Origin of the sequence: Rhodovulum sp. 12E13 (assembly GCF_003340565.1) — a bacterium.
Lineage (GTDB): Bacteria > Pseudomonadota > Alphaproteobacteria > Rhodobacterales > Rhodobacteraceae > HLUCCA09.
This window is the reverse complement of the sequence record NZ_QPLK01000006.1, coordinates 69,106-85,661: the sequence shown is the minus strand read 5'-3', so window position 1 is coordinate 85,661 and position 16,556 is coordinate 69,106. Positions and strand designations below refer to the sequence as shown.

General features: G+C 71.7%; 19 protein-coding genes. 6 read left to right on the top strand and 13 right to left on the bottom strand.

Translation table 11 applies throughout. The features are described 5' to 3' along the window. The first annotated feature begins 20 nt into the window (after positions 1 to 20). The 5 genes from DLJ49_RS07330 to DLJ49_RS07310 all read left to right on the top strand — a co-directional run bounded on the left by DLJ49_RS07330 (position 21) and on the right by DLJ49_RS07310 (position 5,351). Positions 21 to 260 carry an N-(5'-phosphoribosyl)anthranilate isomerase gene (locus DLJ49_RS07330; protein WP_115392888.1) on the top strand — a complete coding sequence of 80 codons (240 nt, stop codon included), beginning with the start codon at positions 21 to 23 and terminating at the stop codon, positions 258 to 260. Between the two features lie 76 nt (positions 261 to 336). Then, the gene (locus DLJ49_RS07325; RefSeq protein ID WP_115392887.1) at positions 337 to 2,376 is read left to right on the top strand and encodes an ASKHA domain-containing protein; all 2,040 of its coding nucleotides are present in this window, start codon (positions 337 to 339) and stop codon (positions 2,374 to 2,376) included. Positions 2,377 to 2,460: 84 nt separating this feature from the next. Next, a complete protein-coding gene (locus tag DLJ49_RS07320) occupies positions 2,461 to 3,270 on the top strand; it encodes a ferritin-like domain-containing protein (RefSeq protein ID WP_115392886.1) in 810 nt (269 codons plus the stop codon). Positions 3,271 to 3,493: 223 nt separating this feature from the next. Further along, positions 3,494 to 4,819 carry a DUF5930 domain-containing protein gene (locus DLJ49_RS07315; RefSeq protein WP_369932502.1) on the top strand — a complete coding sequence of 442 codons (1,326 nt, stop codon included), beginning with the start codon at positions 3,494 to 3,496 and terminating at the stop codon, positions 4,817 to 4,819. Then, a complete protein-coding gene (locus DLJ49_RS07310) occupies positions 4,809 to 5,351 on the top strand; it encodes a bactofilin family protein (RefSeq protein ID WP_115392884.1) in 543 nt (180 codons plus the stop codon). Before DLJ49_RS07315 ends, DLJ49_RS07310 begins: the two co-directional genes overlap by 11 nt. Positions 5,352 to 5,527: 176 nt before the next feature. On the opposite strand, the gene DLJ49_RS07305 is transcribed toward DLJ49_RS07310, so the two are convergent. The 7 genes from DLJ49_RS07305 to DLJ49_RS07275 all read right to left on the bottom strand — a co-directional run bounded on the left by DLJ49_RS07305 (position 5,528) and on the right by DLJ49_RS07275 (position 9,811). Next, the gene (locus tag DLJ49_RS07305; protein WP_115392883.1) at positions 5,528 to 6,082 is read right to left on the bottom strand and encodes a DsbE family thiol:disulfide interchange protein; all 555 of its coding nucleotides are present in this window, start codon (positions 6,080 to 6,082) and stop codon (positions 5,528 to 5,530) included. Continuing rightward, on the bottom strand, positions 6,075 to 6,287 hold the full coding sequence (gene ccmD, locus DLJ49_RS07300) for a heme exporter protein CcmD (RefSeq protein ID WP_115392882.1): 213 nt from the start codon (positions 6,285 to 6,287) through the stop codon (positions 6,075 to 6,077). The genes DLJ49_RS07305 and ccmD overlap by 8 nt, the downstream gene beginning before the upstream one ends. Next, positions 6,284 to 7,018 (bottom strand): heme ABC transporter permease, encoded by a 735-nt coding sequence (locus DLJ49_RS07295; RefSeq protein ID WP_115392881.1) that lies wholly within the window; start codon positions 7,016 to 7,018, stop codon positions 6,284 to 6,286. Before DLJ49_RS07295 ends, ccmD begins: the two co-directional genes overlap by 4 nt. Positions 7,019 to 7,072: 54 nt before the next feature. Further along, entirely contained in the window at positions 7,073 to 7,729 is a 657-nt protein-coding gene (gene ccmB, locus DLJ49_RS07290) for a heme exporter protein CcmB (protein ID WP_115392880.1), read from the bottom strand. Continuing rightward, entirely contained in the window at positions 7,726 to 8,418 is a 693-nt protein-coding gene (gene ccmA, locus DLJ49_RS07285) for a heme ABC exporter ATP-binding protein CcmA (RefSeq protein WP_115392879.1), read from the bottom strand. The genes ccmB and ccmA overlap by 4 nt, the downstream gene beginning before the upstream one ends. Positions 8,419 to 8,505: 87 nt before the next feature. Further along, entirely contained in the window at positions 8,506 to 9,222 is a 717-nt protein-coding gene (ctrA, locus tag DLJ49_RS07280) for a response regulator transcription factor CtrA (protein WP_115392878.1), read from the bottom strand. A gap of 295 nt (positions 9,223 to 9,517) precedes the next feature. Further along, positions 9,518 to 9,811: a CtrA inhibitor SciP gene (locus DLJ49_RS07275; protein WP_115392877.1), complete on the bottom strand. Its 294-nt coding sequence runs from the start codon at positions 9,809 to 9,811 to the stop codon at positions 9,518 to 9,520. A gap of 142 nt (positions 9,812 to 9,953) precedes the next feature. On the opposite strand from DLJ49_RS07275, the gene mnmA reads away from it, so the two are divergent. After that, positions 9,954 to 11,096 carry a tRNA 2-thiouridine(34) synthase MnmA gene (gene mnmA / locus DLJ49_RS07270; protein WP_115392876.1) on the top strand — a complete coding sequence of 381 codons (1,143 nt, stop codon included), beginning with the start codon at positions 9,954 to 9,956 and terminating at the stop codon, positions 11,094 to 11,096. Positions 11,097 to 11,205: 109 nt separating this feature from the next. Here mnmA and DLJ49_RS07265 read toward each other — a convergent pair whose 3' ends face one another. The 6 genes from DLJ49_RS07265 to DLJ49_RS07240 form a co-directional block, all read right to left on the bottom strand. Further along, positions 11,206 to 12,066, bottom strand: coding sequence for a type 1 glutamine amidotransferase (locus DLJ49_RS07265; protein ID WP_158547418.1), 861 nt, complete (start codon positions 12,064 to 12,066; stop codon positions 11,206 to 11,208). 232 nt (positions 12,067 to 12,298) lie between these two features. Then, complete coding sequence (gene lpxB / locus DLJ49_RS07260; protein WP_369932501.1) at positions 12,299 to 13,450, bottom strand: lipid-A-disaccharide synthase; 1,152 nt, start codon at positions 13,448 to 13,450, stop codon at positions 12,299 to 12,301. Beyond that, positions 13,447 to 14,286, bottom strand: coding sequence for an LpxI family protein (locus tag DLJ49_RS07255; protein WP_233488825.1), 840 nt, complete (start codon positions 14,284 to 14,286; stop codon positions 13,447 to 13,449). Before DLJ49_RS07255 ends, lpxB begins: the two co-directional genes overlap by 4 nt. After that, positions 14,283 to 15,086, bottom strand: a complete 804-nt coding sequence (gene lpxA / locus DLJ49_RS07250) for an acyl-ACP--UDP-N-acetylglucosamine O-acyltransferase (protein WP_115392874.1) — start codon at positions 15,084 to 15,086, stop codon at positions 14,283 to 14,285. Before lpxA ends, DLJ49_RS07255 begins: the two co-directional genes overlap by 4 nt. After that, positions 15,086 to 15,562, bottom strand: a complete 477-nt coding sequence (gene fabZ / locus DLJ49_RS07245) for a 3-hydroxyacyl-ACP dehydratase FabZ (protein WP_115392873.1) — start codon at positions 15,560 to 15,562, stop codon at positions 15,086 to 15,088. The genes lpxA and fabZ overlap by 1 nt, the downstream gene beginning before the upstream one ends. Positions 15,563 to 15,800: 238 nt before the next feature. Then, positions 15,801 to 16,544 carry an OmpH/Skp family outer membrane protein gene (locus DLJ49_RS07240; RefSeq protein ID WP_115392872.1) on the bottom strand — a complete coding sequence of 248 codons (744 nt, stop codon included), beginning with the start codon at positions 16,542 to 16,544 and terminating at the stop codon, positions 15,801 to 15,803. Positions 16,545 to 16,556 lie beyond the last annotated feature (12 nt).

Below are 16,556 nucleotides of genomic sequence, written 5' to 3'. Positions count from 1 at the left end.
GGTCGGGTCAGTCTGGCAACATGAACATGATGCCAGCGCCCCCCGTCACGTCGGCCAGTCAGCACTGGCTGGAGCAGATCTTCTCCGCCAAGGCGGCGCAGACCGGCGGCGTGGTGCGCCGGAAAGTGAGCGACGTCGAGCGGCATCTGGGCCGCGATCGCCTCGAACTGGAGGTGCGACGGCGCGGGTTTCACATGGTCGAGGTTGGCGGACAGTTCGTCATCCTCTGCAATCGCGGGCACATGACGGTGATCTGCTGACCAGAATATTGCCCAATATTCTGGTTAACCAAAATTCTTGGCCAAGAATTTTGGGGGCCCGGTCCCGGGGCCGCTCATGACGGATCCGCTCCTCGTGTTCACCCCATCGGGCAAGCGGGGCAGGTTCCCGGTGGGCACGCCCTTGCTCGCTGCCGCGCGCCGCCTCGGCGTCGACCTCGACTCGGTCTGCGGCGGGCGCGGAATCTGTTCGCGCTGCCAAGTCGCGCCCGCCTTCGGCGACTTCGCCAAGCACGCGGTGATCTCCCGCGAGGGCGCGCTCTCGGAATGGAACGCAGTCGAGCAGCGTTACCACGACAAGCGGGGCCTGAGACCCGGGCGGCGCCTCGGCTGCCAGGCGACCATCCAGGGCGACGTGGTGATCGACATCCCCGCCGAGAGCCAGGTGCACCGGCAGGTCGTGCGCAAGGCAGCGACGGAGCGCGCGATCGAGATGGCCCCCGCGACACGGCTTGCCTTCGTCGAGGTTCCCGAACCCGACATGCACGACCCGGCCGGCGACCTGCAGCGCCTGCGCGTCGCACTGCGCGAGAGCTGGGGCATCGAGCGCGCCGAGTGCCCGCTGCCGGTGCTCGCCCGCCTTCAGCCGGTTCTGCGCAAGGGCGGCTGGCAGGTCACCGTCGCCCTTCACCAGCCAGAGCCCGACGGGCCGGCGACCATCGTCGACGTCTGGCCCGGCTTCGTCGAGGGGCCGCTGCACGGCCTCGCCATCGATCTCGGCTCGACCACCATTGCCGCGCATCTGTGCGAGCTGGTCACGGGCCGCGTTCTCGCCTCGTCGGGCGTGATGAACCCGCAGATTCGCTTCGGCGAGGATCTGATGAGCCGCGTCTCCTACGCGATGATGAACGCGGGCGGCGCGGGCGAGATGACCGTCGCGGTGCGCGCCGCGCTCGACGAGCTCGCCGGCGCCATCGCCGAGGAGGCGCAGGTCGATCCCCGCACGGTCGTCGAGGCGGTGATCGTCTGCAACCCGGTCATGCACCACCTTCTGCTGGGCATCGACCCGGTGGAGCTCGGCCAGGCGCCCTTCGCTCTGGCCACATCCGACGCGGTGAGCCTCGCGGCGTCCGAGCTTGGCCTGGCCGCGATCAGCCGCGGCGCGCGCGCACACATCCTGCCGTGCATCGCCGGTCATGTCGGTGCCGATGCCGCCGCGGTGGTGCTGTCGGAGGCGCCCGACAAGGCCGACGCCCTCACCCTGATCGTCGATGTCGGCACCAACGCCGAGATCCTGCTGGGCGACCGCGAGGGGGTGCTCGCCTGCTCGTCGCCCACCGGCCCCGCCTTCGAGGGGGCGCAGGTCAGCGCAGGCCAGCGCGCCGCGCCCGGCGCCATCGAGCGGATCGAGATCGACCCCGCCACGAAGGCGCCGCGCTTCCGCGTGATCGGCTGCGAGCTTTGGTCCGACGAGCCGGGCTTCGCCGAGGCCGTCGGGCCGGGGGGCGTGACGGGCATCTGCGGCTCGGGGATCATCGAGGCCGTGGCCGAGATGCGCATGGCGGGCATCGTCGACGCGAGCGGCCTGATCGGGTCGGCCGAGCAGGTCGGCACCCCGCGCTGCGTCGCCGAGGGGCGCACGCACGCCTACCTGATCCACGACGACAGCGCGGCGGGCGGGCCCCGCATCGCCGTCACGCAGGGCGACATCCGCGCGATCCAGCTCGCCAAGTCGGCGCTCTATGCCGGCGCGCGCCTGCTGATGGATGCGCGCGGCGTCGACCGGGTGGAGCGCATCGTGCTCGCCGGCGCCTTCGGCGCGCATATCTCGCCGAGGCACGCCATGGTGCTCGGCATGATCCCCGACGCGAAGCTCGAACACGTCACCTCGGCCGGCAACGCCGCCGGCACCGGCGCGCGCATGGCGCTGCTCAACCGGCGGCTCCGGGCCGAGATAGAACGAACGGTGCGCCGGATCACCAAGATCGAGACTGCGATCGAGCCCCGCTTCCAGGAGCATTTCGTGGCGGCCAACGCGCTGCCCCACTCGGTCGACCCGTTCCCCGAACTTGCCAGCATCGTGCCGCTGCCGGACGTGTCGTTCAATACCGGCGGCGGCGAGGCCGCGGGCGGGCGACGGCGGCGGCGCAGGGCCTGAGGCGGCCCGCACGGTTCCCTCGCGCGGGCGGGCCGTGTATCGGCCCCGGGCGATGCAGCCCACAGCCACGCGAGAGCCCCGATCATGCAGACCCTCACCGAGATGGCCGTCGACGTGCTCACGACCGCCGACGGGCGAGAAAAGACCGCCCGCGCCCGCGCCCATGCCGCCACCTGGGCCGAGGCACGGGCCGCGGGGCGCACGATCCCGCTGGGTCAGGCGCGCCCGCCCGACCGCCCCGCCCGGCCGGAGCGGCCCGAGCTGCTCGACCCGCGCGACGTGCCCAGGCGCCGACCGGGGACCGAGGCGGGCCGCATCGCGCTGCTGCACGCCGTCGCCCATATCGAGCTCAACGCGGTCGACCTGCACTGGGACGTGGTCGCGCGGTTCGCCGATGCCCCAGTGCCGCTGTCGTTCTTCGACGACTGGGTGCGCGCGGGCGACGAGGAGGCGAAGCACTTCAACCTCGTCTGCGACTGCCTCGCGGCGATGGGCAGCGACTACGGCGCCCTGCCCGCCCATGCGGGCATGTGGCGCGCGGCCGAGGACACCGCGGGCGACCTGCTCGGCCGGCTCGCGGTGGTGCCGATGGTGCTCGAGGCGCGCGGGCTCGACGTGACGCCAGGCATGATCGACATCTTCCGGAAAGCGGGCGCCGAGGAGGCGGTCGCCGCGCTCGAGGTCATCTACGCAGAGGAAGTCCACCACGTCGCCTACGGCTCGAAATGGTTCAACTGGCTGTGCGGGCGCGACGGCCTCGACCCGACCGAGACGTTCCACGCCCTCGTGCGCCGCTACTTCCGCGGCGGCACAAAGCCGCCTTTCAACGAGGAAAAGCGCGCCGAGGCCGGCCTGCCCCCCGATTTCTACTGGCCGCTCGCGGGCGGCGCCTGACGCCGAACCGCCGCGCGCCACGCTCGACGAGTGGCCGCCTTGGCGTGGCTCTGCGGCCGCGCTTTCGGCGGCAAGCCGCCGATTTCGGGCCTCTTGAGGCCGGAATTGGACAGCCAACTTGCCCAATGCGGGCGCTTTGCGTATCGAGATCGTGAACCGGGCGGCCGCGTGGGGACGGCGCCACGCCCGGATCGAGCAGCGACGCGACATACGGGGACAGGTCTTGCGTGGGATCTTGGCACACCGCTTCCGCGGCATTCTCGAGGGCTATCTGCCCGAACAGAGGCTCTACCTGAGGTCGGATACCGACCAGACCCGCTTCATCCGCCTCTCTCCCGGAACGCAGGCCGCGGCGATCTTCGGCTCCGCCGCCGTGGTGGGCTGGGCGATCATCGCCACCGCGATCCTGCTGATGGATTCGATCTCGGCCGGCGACGCACGCGAGCAGGCGCTGCGCAACCAGGCGCTCTACGAGCAGCGGCTCAACGCCCTCTCTGACGCCCGCGATGCCCGCGCGGAGGAGGCACGGGCCGCGCAGGAGCGGTTCGCCGCCGCGCTCGAGCAGATCTCGGTGATGCAGTCGCAGCTGCTCGCCTCCGAGGACAGGCGACGCGAGCTGGAAACGGGCATCGGGGTGATCCAGGCCACCCTGCGCCGCACGATGGACGAGCGCGATGCCGCCCGCGGCGAGCGCGACCGTCTCGTCGCGGCGCTCGAGGGTGGCGAGATGCCGGGGCCCGAGGGCGAGGCCGAGCTCGCCGAGGTGGAGACGACGCTCGCCTTCCTCAACGCCGCGCTCGAAGCGACCGCGGCCGAGCGCGACAGGATGGCCGACGAGGCCGCCGAGGCCCTGGCGCTCGCCGAGGAGCTGGAGTTCGAGCGCGACCTGTCGCGGGCACGCAACGAAAAGATCTTCGCCCAGCTCGAAGAAGCGCTGACCGTCTCGGTCGAGCCGCTGGAAAAGATGTTCTCGGCCGCCGGCCTGCCGCCCGAGCGCCTGCTCGACGCGGTGCGGCAAGGTTATTCGGGCACCGGTGGCCCGCTTACGCCGATCAGCTTCTCGACCAAGGCCGCCGAGCCCACCGAGGAGGAGCTGCGCGCCAACGCCATCCTCAGGGGGCTCGACCGCATGAACCTGTACCGTCTCGCAGCGGAGAAGGCGCCGTTTTCCATGCCGGTCAAATCGGGGTACCGCCTGACCTCGGGCTTCGGCCAGCGCTGGGGACGGCTGCACGCGGGCACCGATTTTGCCGGGGCGCACGGCACGCCGATCTACGCCACCGCCGACGGCGTGGTGACGCATGCGGGCTGGCTGTCGGGCTACGGGCGGCTCGTGAAGATCCAGCACGAGTTCGGCATCGAAACGCGCTACGCTCACATGAGCCGAATCCGCGTGAGCGACGGCGAAAGGGTAGTGAAAGGCCAGCGCATCGGTGATATGGGCAACACCGGACGGTCCACGGGAACGCATCTCCACTACGAGACGCGCGTGAACGGCGAGCCGATCAACCCCATGAACTTCATAAGGGCAGCCCGCGATGTTTTCTAAGAGCCGAATCAACGAGCCCGGTCCCGGCACCAGAGAGGGCGAGGCCCCCAAGACGGCCGAGCCGTCCTACGCGCCCGCCGCCGGCACCGACTCGCGCCCCGCGGCGCCGAAGTCGAAGCCGCCGGCATCCATCCTGTCCTCCGACCTCACCGTCACCGGCAACCTCAAGACGACCGGCGACATCCAGGTCGAGGGCACGGTCGAGGGCGACATCCGCGCCCACCTGCTGACCGTTGGCGAGGGCGCCACGATCCGCGGCGAGTGCATGGCCGACGACGTGGTGGTGAACGGACGCATCGTGGGGCGCGTTCGGGGCCTCAAGGTGCGGCTCACCTCCACCGCCCGCGTCGAGGGCGACATCATCCACAAGACCATCGCCATCGAGTCCGGTGCCCATTTCGAGGGTTCGGTCCAACGGCAGGAGGATCCGCTGAACGCCGGCGCGTCGGGGAGCGGCACCGCATCGGGCACGGCGAAGCGGGCTGCGGCGCCGGCAAACAGCGCCCCCAAGGCCGAGGCGAACGAGGCCTGATCTGCCGCCGCACCCGCGTCTACTCGGGCGGACGTGCACCGGCCGCCCGCATTTTGCTGATGCAATAATGGCCACGGCGACCGTGGATCGGCACACGGCGCCGGGCCAGGACAGCACAACACGGCCCCGGGCCAGGGCAGCACGATGGGTCAGGTTCGGCCAGGTGACGCGATCGGTCAGTTGACGGGGGGGGCCGTGTCGCCGGCCTCGGCCAGCGCCGGGCGAATCCGGCGTTCCATCACCTCGGGCGTGAGCGGGCCGGCATAACGGAGCAGAACCGTTCCGTCGGCGCCGATCACGTAGGTCTCGGGCACGCCGTAGAGGCCCCATTCGAGGCCGGTCCGACCCGACGGGTCGGCGCCATTGGTCTCGTAAGGTGTGCCGAGCTCGGCGAGAAAGCCGAGCGCGTTGCGCTCCTCGTCCTTGTAATTGACCCCGTGGATGGGCACGCCCTCTTCGGCAAGGTCCATCAGCAGCGGGTGCTCCGCCCGGCAGGGGCCGCACCAGCTCGCCCAGAAGTTGACGAGCTTTGCCCCCCCCTCCTCCAGCACTGCGTCGGTCAGCAGCGGCCGGTCGCCGAGCGGCACGAGATCGACCGCGGGCGCGGGTTGCCCGGCCCGCGCCGAGGGCAGCGCGTCAGGGTCTTCGCGGTTCATGCCGACGTAGAACAAGGCCGCGAGGCCGGCAAAGAGCAGCGGCGGCGCAAGAACGAGCGGCGAGAGCCTAGCCATTGGCGGCCTCCTTGACGGTGCCGGGGGCCTCTGATCGGGCGCCATCGCGGCGACCGGGCTTGCGCCCTTCCTCCATCGCCTGCAGCGCGCGCCGCGTCCGCCGTGCCTGCAGGATCGACAGCATTGTGATCGAGGCCAGCAGGGCAATCGACACGCCGTAGGCCGACAGAACCCACAGCGCGTATTTTCCAAGATCGGGCATCATGCGGCCGATATCCTCGCCCGGGTTTCCAGCGCCTTGATCCGGCGGGCGCGGATCTCGGTCCGCGTGCGCAGGAAGACGAGCGCCACGAAGAGCAGCACGAACCCCGCGATGCAGACGAGCAGCGGGTACCAGAACACGTCTGCCACGTTTTCCTCCGCGTCGAGGCTGAGCGAGGCGCCCTGGTGCAGCCCTTGATTCCAGAACACCAGCGCGTAACGGCTGAGGACCGCGAAGACCGAGCCCACGAGGCAGAGCACCGAGGTCAGGTCGGCCGCGGTGTCTGGGTCCTCGATGGCGGCCCAGAGCGCCATGTAGCCGAGGTAGAACAGGAACAGCACGAGGAACGAGGTGAGCCGCGGGTCCCATTCCCACCATGTGCCCCACATCGGCTGCCCCCAGAGCGCGCCTGTCGCCAGCGCGATCAGCGTGAACGTCGCGCCGACGGGCGCGGCGGCCTTGGCGGCGAGCGCGCTGACATGGTGCCGGCGGATCAGCCAGATCAGCGAGGTCGCCAGCATCATAAGCCACGCGTTGATGCCCATCAGCGCCGAGGGCACATGCAGGTAGATGATCTTGACCGTCGATCCCTGGCGGAAATCGTCGGGCGTGAAGAAAAAGCCCCAGGTCAGACCCACGGTCAGGCACACCGCGGTCAGCGCCCAGAGCCAGGGCAACGCGACGCCGGTGACGCGCATGAACTTGGTGGGGTTGGCATATTCCCAGATCGACATGGGCGGAACTTATGTGCGCGGGCACGCGGGGGCAACTGACATGGTCGTGCTCCCTCAGCGCAGGTTGACGCGGAGCGCGGCGGCCGCCGCGAACGGAAGCAAAGCCACGCAGGCGAGCGAGATGGCGGCAAGCGCGGCGAGCGGGGTGGCGGTCGCCTGCGCCTCGGCGCCCCGGCGGGCCACCTCGGCGCCGAAGATCAGCGTGGGCACGTAGAGCGGCAGCACGATCAGCGACATCAGCAGGCCCCCGCGCTTGACGCCGACCGTCAGCGCCGCGCCGAACGTGCCGATGACCGAGAGCGCCGGCGTGCCGAGGGCGAGCGACAGCGCGAGCCAGACAAAGCCCTGCGGCGGCAGGTTGAGCAACACGCCGAGGGCGGGCGCGGCGAGCGTCAGGGGCAGGCCCGTCGTCAGCCAGTGGGCCGCGGCCTTGATCGCTGCGGCGCCCTCGAGCGGCAGCGGCGAGGTGGCGACGAGGTCGAGCGCGCCGTCCTCCCAGTCGAGCGCGAAGATGCGGTCGAGCGAGAGCAGACAGGCCAGCAGCGCGCCGAGCCAAAGGATGCCGGGCGCGATGAGAGAGAGCGTCGCGGTGTTCGGGCCGACGGCAAAGGGCGTGAGCGTGACGACGATCAGGAAGAAGGCGAGCGCCAGGCCGAAGCCGCCGCCGGCCCGGATCGAGAGCCTCAGGTCGCGGGCCAGCAGCGCGATCACAGGTAGGCGCTCCCGTCGTCGTCGCCGAAGGCGTCGGCGGCATGTGCCGCCTTGCCGGGCAGCGCGGTAGCGCGGAAGGGGGTGACGTCTAGCGTGCGGGCGTGCGGCAGACCGAGGTCGATGTGGGTGGCGATCACGGCGAGGCCGCCCCGGCGCAGATGCGCGGTCACGGCGGTGGCGAAGCGGGCGACGGCATCGCGGTCGAGCGAGACCGTCGGCTCGTCGAACAGCCAGACGGGGCGGCGCGTCAGCACCATCCGGGCGAGGCCGAGCCGGCGCTTCTGCCCGGCCGAGAGCGCCGCGGCCGGCCGGTCGGCGAGGGCGGCTAGGTCGAAGGCGGCAAGCGCGGGGGCGATCTCGGCGTGGCCGTGGATGCGCGCCCAGAACCGGAGGTTTTCCTGCACCGTGAGCGTCGCCTTGATGCCGTCGGCATGCGAGGCATAGGCCATCGCGTCTGCCCCGGGGGCGACGATACCGTCGGCGGGCGGCTGCAGGCCGGCGAGCGTGCGCAGGAGCGTCGTCTTGCCCGACCCGTTCGGCCCCCGCAGGATCAGCGCTTCCCCCGGGGCGACCTCGGCTTCGAGGCCGGCAAGCACCGGCACCCCGCCGCGGGCGACGGCGAGGCCCGCGATGCAGAGCGGTTCGGGCACGATGTCGAAAGGCGGCTGCGCCGCGTCTGGGTCGGACATGGCGCGGCCTTAGCCCATCGGCCACCGCTTCGAAAGACGGGCAAGAGAGAGGGCGGACAGGCGCGTCGGCGCGACGGCCGCCGCGGCTCAGGCGCCGAGCGCCACCGCGTCGCCCGCGTCGACGCCGGGTTCGGGATCGCGCAGAACGTAGCCCCGGCCCCAGACCGTCTCGATGTAGTTGTCGCCGTCGGTGGCGGCGGAGAGCTTCTTGCGCAGCTTGCAGATGAAGACGTCGATGATCTTGAGCTCGGGCTCGTCCATGCCGCCGTAGAGATGGTTGAGGAACATCTCCTTGGTCAGCGTGGTGCCCTTGCGCAGCGACAGCAGCTCGAGCATCTGGTATTCCTTGCCGGTCAGGTGCACGGGCCGGCCAGACACCTCGACCGTCTTGGCGTCGAGATTCACCGTCACCTTTCCGGTGCGAATGATCGACTGCGCATGGCCCTTGGAGCGGCGGATGATGGCATGGATCCGCGCGACGAGTTCCTCGCGGTGGAACGGCTTGGTGAGGTAGTCGTCGGCGCCGAAGCCGAAGCCCTTGACCTTGTTGTCGGTGTCGTCGGCCCCCGACAGGATCAGGATCGGCGTCTCGACCCGGGCGAGGCGCAGCGCGCGCAGCACCTCGTGGCCCGTCATGTCGGGCAGGCCGAGATCCAGCAGGATCAGGTCGTAGTCGTAGAGCTTTGCGAGATCGATCCCCTCTTCGCCCAGATCCGTCGTGTAGACGTTCAGATTGGCGTGGGTGAGCATCATCTCGATGCTCTTCGCCGTCGCAGGATCGTCTTCCACGAGCAGAACGCGCATCTCGTCAACCTCCGCTAGCCGTCCCTTACGCGACGAACATTCCCCGCAAATGGTTAATTTGTCGTTACTCGCCTTGAGCATGAATCGGCACAACTCATGGTTGCCAAAACCGTTCCCCCGAGCCAGCCGATCCGCAGGTCTGCGTGGTTTTGCCGCACCAGGAAGGTCCGAACACGGCCGCAACGCGCCTCCGGTCGCGCGGAACGGCGGACATTCTTGCCTTCCGAGCGTATCGCGCCGCCGGGTCTCGCGGGCCGCGAGCGGTGCTGTGTCGGCCCATGGGAAGCGGGGCCGGTCACTCCGACGGGGGCTGGGGCGAGCGATACTTCTGCAGGGCGGTCGTCTTGAGCGCCTGCTCGCCATGTTCGGCAACGGCGTTGGCCCAGCTTTCGAACTCTTCCTGCGACAGGCCGTAGCGCGATTTCGCCTCGTCCAGCGTGATCAGGCCGTAGCGCACCGCCCGCACGACCGCTGCCTTGCGGCTGGCCACCCAGCGGCGCGTGTCGTCGGGGGGCAGGTCGGCCCGGGTCATGATCGAGCCGTCGGGCAATGTCACGGCACGCGGGCCGTCGATCTTCTTGATGAACATCCGCTCGATCTCCCAACTCGCAGAAGGGAGGCTTGGCGTGCGCCGCTTAACGCTGGCTGAATGCGCCGGTTGCGAGTATGGGCAATTTTCCTATATTCCCCGCGCGGTTCCGCCCTGCCCTCCCACCGATCGGACCTGTCCCATGGCGCTCGACACCGACGTGACGACCAATTCGCTCGGCTTCGCCAAGCCCCCCGCCGAGACGCGGGTGGTGGTGGCGATGTCGGGCGGCGTCGATTCCTCCGTGGTCGCGGCCGAGCTCGCGGCCGAGGGCTACGACGTGGTGGGCGTGACGCTGCAGCTCTACGATCATGGCGCGGCGCTGGCGAAAAAGGGCGCCTGCTGCGCGGGGCGCGACATCCACGATGCGCGCCGCGTGGCCGAGGCTATGGGCTTTCCCCATTACGTGCTCGACTACGAGAATGCCTTTCGCGAAGCGGTGATCGACGAGTTCGCCGACAGCTATCTGGGCGGGGCGACGCCGGTGCCCTGCATCCGCTGCAACGAGCGGGTGAAGTTTCGCGACCTGCTGGAGACGGCGCGCGACCTCGACGCCGACTGCATGGCCACGGGGCACTACATTCGCCGAGAGGCCGGACCGCGCGGCCCGGAGCTGCACATGGCAGCCGACCCCGCGCGCGATCAGTCGTATTTCCTGTTCTCGACGACGGCCGAGCAGCTCGCCTTCCTGCGCTTCCCGCTGGGCGGGCTCGCGACCAAGGCCGAGACACGGGCGCTGGCGGCGAAGCACGGGCTGGCGGTGGCCGACAAGCCCGACAGCCAGGATATCTGCTTCGTGCCGAACGGCGATTACGCCTCCGTCATCGAGAAGCTGCGCCCCGGCGCGGGAGAGCCGGGCGAGATCGTGCATCTCGACGGACGGGTGCTGGGCGAACACCGCGGCGTGATCCACTACACGATCGGGCAGCGGCGGGGTCTCGGCATCGGCGGGCTGTCCGAGCCGCTCTACGTCGTCAAGCTCGACCCCGAGGCGCGGCGCGTGATCGTTGGCCCGAAGGAGGCGCTGGCCACACGCACCGTCCCCGTGAAGGAGATCAACTGGCTGGGCGACGCGGCCCTCGAGTCGCGCGCCGAATGGCACCTTTCGGCCCGGATCCGCTCCACCCGGCCGCCGCGCGAGGCGATCCTGCGCCCCACCGGCCCGACCACGGGCGAGGTGGAGCTGATCGTGGCCGAGGAAGGCGTCAGCCCAGGCCAGGCCTGCGTCTTCCACGCGACGGGCGGCACCCGCGTCTTCGGCGGCGGTTGGATCCACAAGGGCTGACCGCCGCGTCCTCGGGCCGGCGCCTCGCCATGCGTATTTGAAACAGAAAGAAGCAGGGGGCGGGGCACGGGCGCGCGAGGCAGCGCGCATGCCCCGCCCCCCGCGGAGATCAGCCCTCGGTCGCGGGGGCGTGCAGGGGCGCGTGGTGCTCGGGCGCGTGGCCCAGCGGATCGGCGACCGTGGTCGGCATCGCCCCGATCGCGGCCGGGTGCATCATGGCCGGCAGCGGGCGGGGCGCGGGCGCCTCGGGCATATGCGTCGGGCGCGGCGCCGTCCAGTCGCCGTGCAGGAAGGCGGCGAGCAGCGCCGCGCCCTCGGGCACGTCGGCGGAAAACCCCTCGGGGTGGAACTGGGTGCCGAAGATCGGCCGGCTCTCGTGCGCCATCGCCTGCACGACCCCGTCGGCCGAGCGCGCCAGCACGCGGAAGCCCGGCGGCACCTCGCAGACGTGCCAGTAATGGACATGCAGGAAGCGCGGGCTCTCGGGCAGCGCGTCGAACAGCGGGTGCGCCTCGGCGCGGTGGGCGGCGAGATAACCCACCCGGCCGTGCGGGCTCTCGACCCGGAGCTCGCGCAGGTCGGACGAGGCGAGGCAGGGCAGGTCGGCCGCCGGCACGGTGCCCGGCGTGATCGGCCCGGTGCGCCCGCCATGCGCCTCGGCGATCAGCTGGTGGCCGCCGCAGATGCCCAGGAGCGGCAGGTCGGGATCGCGCGCATAGGCCAGCACCGCGTCGCGCGTGCCGGGGGCGTAATCCGACACCTCGGTCATGTGGCCGCCGAGGATGACCGCACGCGCCCCCATTCGCGCCGGCATGTCGGCCGTGAAGCGATCGTGGCGGACGATGAGCACCGGGCACGCGGCAATCTCTTCCAGCCGGTATTTGGCCTTGAGCGTATGCTCCGCCCACATCCGGCTGATCCCGGGGGCGATGTGAGAGCCGTGGGGCTCCATGTCGACGAAGACGATCATGGGCGGACACCTCTCGACGGGGCGCCCCTCGGGGCGCGCGGTGGGACGCGGCCGGCCTGTCCGGGCCGGTGAGGTCTCTTTTCGCGGGGTCGGCACCGGGCGGCGCGGCCAGGCCGATACGGGCCCAGTGTCACGGATGATCGGCGGCAGACGCAGCGAAAACGACATCGCCGCGCCGCGGCGCGACACCTGCCCTTGCGGCAGGCAGTCGGCAGGCGTCCGTGACCGGAAATCAGGCGGGAGGCGCCCCCTGCTCCAGCCCGTCGAGCACCGCCCGGGCGGCCCGCAGGCCGGGCGGCGCGCCTCCCCTTCCCAGCCGCTCCATCGTGAGGGCCATGGCGGCGCGCTGTGGGGCGGGCTCGGCCAGCACCGAGGCGAGGGCACGGGCGATGCAATCGGGGGTGCAATCGCGGCCGAGACATTCGGGCACGACGCGCGTCTCGGAGACGAGGTTGACCAGCGTGACGGTGTCGATCCGCAGCATGCGCGAGACGATGGCGCGGGTCAGGGGCGCCATGTCGTAGGCGATGGCCATGGGCGTGTCGGCCGCGGCGAGCTCGAGCGACACCGTGCCGGAGGCGGCCAGAGCGGCGTCGGCCGCTGCGAAGGCGGCGCGCCTGGCGGCCGCGTCGGGCACGAGCACGACCGGGGCGCCCGGCCAGCCTGCAACCTCCTGCCGCAGCCGGCTCTCCAGATGCGGCAGCGTCGGCACGATCACCTTCAGGTCGGGCCGGGCGACACGCGCGAGCGCCGCGCCGAAGCGCGAGACGAGCCGGGCGATCTCGCCCCGCCGCGAGCCCGGCAGCACGGCGAGGATCGGCGCGTCGCCGAGAGCGTGGGCGCTGCGGAAGGCGGCGATCTCTGCCGCGGTCGCGACCGGCTCGGCGGCCACGGGGTGGCCCACGAAATCGCAGCGCACGCCGGCGGCCTCCATCAGCGGCGGCTCGAAGGGCAGGAGCGCGAGCACCTGGTCGACGCGGTCCGCCATCTTCTCCGCCCGCCTCGGCCGCCACGCCCAGACCGAGGGCGCGACGTAATGGACGATCCGCTGGCCGGGGCGCTGCGCGCGCACCGCCCTTGCCACCCGCAGGCAGAAATCGGGACTGTCGATGCCGATCAGCACGTCGGGCGCCGCATCGACGACCGCCTCCGCGGTCTGCGCGATCCGCCGCTTCAGCGCGACGTATTTCGGCAGCACCTCGGCCAACCCCATCACCGACAGCTCCTCCATCGGGAAGAGCGAGCGCAGCCCCTGCCCCGCCATCTCCGGCCCGCCCACGCCGGAAAACGCGGTGCCCGGCGCGAGCTCCGCAAGGCCCGCCATGAGCGCGGCGCCCAGCCGGTCGCCCGAGGGCTCGCCCGCGATCAGGAAGGCACGGATCATTCCGGGTCGGGCTGGGCGCGGCGCACCCACAGGAAGAGGCCGGCCGCGTCGGCCGCTGCCACCGTTTCCTCCCGGTCGAGCACCATCACGCCGCCCGCCTCGAGCGCGATGCCGTCGAGGCGGGCGCGCGCGGCGGCAGCGACCGTGTCGGGGCCGATCAGCGGCAGGTCGACCCGCCGGTCCTGCCCCGGCTTCGGCGCCTTGTAGAGCAGACCCCCGGCGCAGAGGTGCTGCGGCAGGTCGGGCGGAAGCGCGGCGAGGCTCTCGAGCATCCAGTCGGTGCCGGGCAGCGCCTCGACGGCAAGCACATGGCCGCCGCGCACCACGCAGGCCTGACCGACATCGGCCCGGCCCATGAGCGCGAGCGTCTCCACGGCGCGGGAGGCGTCACGGGCATGGCCCTCGGCGGGGTCGCGTGCCGTCAGCACGCCTTCGGGCGGCAGGAGGCCCGGCACGAGATCGGCCGCGCCGCGCACGGCCAGCCCCGCCTCCTCGAACAGCGACAGCAGCACGCGCAGCGCCCCGTCGTCGCCGCCCGCGGCGAGCGCCCCCGTCACGCGCTCCATGAGGGGCCGGGTCGCCGGGTCTATGCAAGAGGCGTCGAGTTGGGGGCGCTGCACGGCGCCGGCGAGGCAGGCCTCCTGCGCGCCCTCGGCCTGCAGATCGGCCAGCAGGCGGCCCAGCGTCTCGAGGCGGAAGGGCCTGTCGTTGCGCGGCAGGTCCTGGGCAAAGCCGTCGAGCCCGCAGACGGTCACACTGTCGCCCCGCGCCTCGCAGGCGGCGATCAGCCGGGCCGGAAGCGCCCCCCGTCCGGCGACGAGGGCGATATGGGTCACGCCTCGCCCCTCTGCGGCGTCAGGAAGGAGCGCCCGCTCGCGGCGGTGACGAAATCCACCACCTCGCGCACCAGCGCGCTGTCGGTGTCGAGGGCGCGCGCCCGCTCCTGGAAGGCGCCCGCGCCGCCCGAAAGCGCCGCGAAGGCGGCGCGCAGCGCGGCGATTTCCTCGCGGCTCCGCCCCTTGCGCTTCAGCCCGACGAGGTTGAGCCCGTCGAGCCGCCCCCGCTCGCCATGCACGAGACCATAGGGCATGACGTCGTGCGCGACGAAGGTGACGGCGCCGATCATCGCGCCGCGCCCGATCCGCACCCACTGGTGCACGCCCGACAGGCCGCCCACGATCACATCGTCCTCGATCGTGACGTGCCCCGCGATGCCCGCGTTGTTGACGAGGATCACCCCGTCGCCCACCCGGCAGTCATGGGCTACATGCGCGCCGGCCATGATGAGGCAGTCGTCGCCCACCCGCGTCAGCCCTCCGCCCCCGCCGGTGCCGGTGTGGATCGTGACATGCTCGCGGATACGGTTGCGCGCCCCGATCTCAAGGCGTGTTCTCTCGCCGCCGAACTTCAGGTCCTGCGGGATCTCGCCCAGAACGGCGAAGGGAAAGATGACGGTCTCGTCGCCGATGCGGGTGTCGCCCGTCACCACGACATGGCTCTTGAGCGTCACGCGCGCGCCGAGGCGCACCTCGGGCCCGACCACGCAGAACGGGCCGACATGGGCGCCCTCCCCGATCTCGGCGCCGTCCTCGACGAGGGCGGTGGGATGGACGATGGCGGACGGGGCGACGCCCATCAGGCGCCGCCCTCGGCGCCCTGCAGCATGGCCGAGAACTCCGCCTCGCAGGCGAGCTCGTCGCCGACATAGGCGCGGCCCTCGAACTTGCCGACCTTGCTGCCGATGCGCTTGCCGGCGACATGCATCTCGAGCACGTCGCCGGGGCCGACCACGCGCCGGAACTTGGCCTTGTCGACAGTGGTGAAGAACATCATCAGCGTCGAGGTCAGGCCGCGCGACACGCCGATCAGCACGCCCGAGGTCTGCGCCATCGCCTCGATCATCAGCACGCCCGGCATGACCGGGTTGCCGGGGAAATGGCCCTGGAACTGCGGCTCGTTGGCCGTCACGCACTTGATCCCGACGCAGGATTCGAAAGGCACGATGTCGCGCACGCGATCGACCAGCAGGAAGGGGTAGCGGTGGGGAAGGATCTTCTGGATCAGGTCCAGCTCGGCCACCTGCGGCGTGGCGGCGTGCTCGGGTGCGCTCATCGGGCCTACTCGGTCAGGGCGGGGCCGTTCGCCCCGCAAAAGCTCGGCTCTCCCCTAGCACCCCGGCGCGGCGGGCGGCAAGCGAACGGCCTGCCCGAAGAGGCGCGCGCGGCACGGCATGCGGACCTCGGGCGGCACGGGGCCGGCAAGGCGACGGGCACGCGACGCGCGGGGCCGGACGAGCGGGGCCGGACGAGCATGACCACCGCGCGCGCGCTGGTCGGGCGCGCCCGGCAGCTCAGTCGCCGGCGCCCTGCGCGGCCCCGGTCTCGGGCCCTGCACCCCCAGGCACGAGGCCCGGCCCGGCCGAATCGCCATCGTCTCCCTCGGCGTCGTCGAGCTCCATGGCAGGCTCGACGGGCGGGTTCTCGGGCACCATCGGGCCCTCGGGCGACAGCGCCTCGCCCGCGCCGATCCGCGCGTCGACGCGGGCGATCGCGCGGTCGGTCACGTCGATCGCGGGCGCGGCGAAGAGCACGGCGCGATCGTCGAGGATCGCCACCGCACCCAGCTCGGCCACGAGCTCGGACAGGATCGGCGAGACGGCGCGGAAGAAGGCCGCGCGCTCGGCCTCATCGCGCCCCTGGAGCGCGCGGGCCTTGGCATCCTGCTGCCGGCGGAAGCCGACGGCCCTGTCGTCGAAGGCCTGCGCGCGCGCCTGGAACTCGTCGGCCGGAAGCTCTGCACGCAGCTCGGTCAACTCGCGCTCCTCGGCCAGCAGCTCCGCCTCGATCTCGCGGTTCTCGGCGGCCAGCGCCTTCGAGGCGGCGTCGATCTCGGCCAGCACCCTCTGGCCGAACTCGGACTGGGCGAAAAGCCGCTCCTGATCGAGCGTCAGCACCGGCGCCTGCGGCCGCGCGACCGGAAACTCGGGGAACCCGCGTCCCTGCGCGGGGACGAGCCCCGACATGCCGCTGTCGCCCTGCTGCGCCTGAGCGGGCGCGGCCGCGAGCGCCGCGAGGATCAGCGCCCGCCCTCTCATCGGGCGCGCGCC

Bases quoted from the DNA above. Each gene is read 5' to 3' on its own strand.
- DLJ49_RS07330 (WP_115392888.1), top strand. From the start codon at position 21: ATGAACATGATGCCAGCGCCCCCCGTCACGTCGGCCAGTCAGCACTGG.
- DLJ49_RS07325 (WP_115392887.1), top strand. From the start codon at position 337: ATGACGGATCCGCTCCTCGTGTTCACCCCATCGGGCAAGCGGGGCAGG.
- DLJ49_RS07320 (WP_115392886.1), top strand. From the start codon at position 2,461: ATGCAGACCCTCACCGAGATGGCCGTCGACGTGCTCACGACCGCCGAC.
- DLJ49_RS07310 (WP_115392884.1), top strand. From the start codon at position 4,809: ATGTTTTCTAAGAGCCGAATCAACGAGCCCGGTCCCGGCACCAGAGAG.
- DLJ49_RS07305 (WP_115392883.1), bottom strand. From the start codon at position 6,082: ATGGCTAGGCTCTCGCCGCTCGTTCTTGCGCCGCCGCTGCTCTTTGCC.
- ccmD (WP_115392882.1), bottom strand. From the start codon at position 6,287: ATGATGCCCGATCTTGGAAAATACGCGCTGTGGGTTCTGTCGGCCTAC.
- DLJ49_RS07295 (WP_115392881.1), bottom strand. From the start codon at position 7,018: ATGTCGATCTGGGAATATGCCAACCCCACCAAGTTCATGCGCGTCACC.
- ccmA (WP_115392879.1), bottom strand. From the start codon at position 8,418: ATGTCCGACCCAGACGCGGCGCAGCCGCCTTTCGACATCGTGCCCGAA.
- ctrA (WP_115392878.1), bottom strand. From the start codon at position 9,222: ATGCGCGTTCTGCTCGTGGAAGACGATCCTGCGACGGCGAAGAGCATC.
- DLJ49_RS07275 (WP_115392877.1), bottom strand. From the start codon at position 9,811: ATGTTCATCAAGAAGATCGACGGCCCGCGTGCCGTGACATTGCCCGAC.
- mnmA (WP_115392876.1), top strand. From the start codon at position 9,954: ATGGCGCTCGACACCGACGTGACGACCAATTCGCTCGGCTTCGCCAAG.
- DLJ49_RS07265 (WP_158547418.1), bottom strand. From the start codon at position 12,066: ATGATCGTCTTCGTCGACATGGAGCCCCACGGCTCTCACATCGCCCCC.
- lpxB (WP_369932501.1), bottom strand. From the start codon at position 13,450: ATGATCCGTGCCTTCCTGATCGCGGGCGAGCCCTCGGGCGACCGGCTG.
- lpxA (WP_115392874.1), bottom strand. From the start codon at position 15,086: ATGGGCGTCGCCCCGTCCGCCATCGTCCATCCCACCGCCCTCGTCGAG.
- fabZ (WP_115392873.1), bottom strand. From the start codon at position 15,562: ATGAGCGCACCCGAGCACGCCGCCACGCCGCAGGTGGCCGAGCTGGAC.
- DLJ49_RS07240 (WP_115392872.1), bottom strand. From the start codon at position 16,544: ATGAGAGGGCGGGCGCTGATCCTCGCGGCGCTCGCGGCCGCGCCCGCT.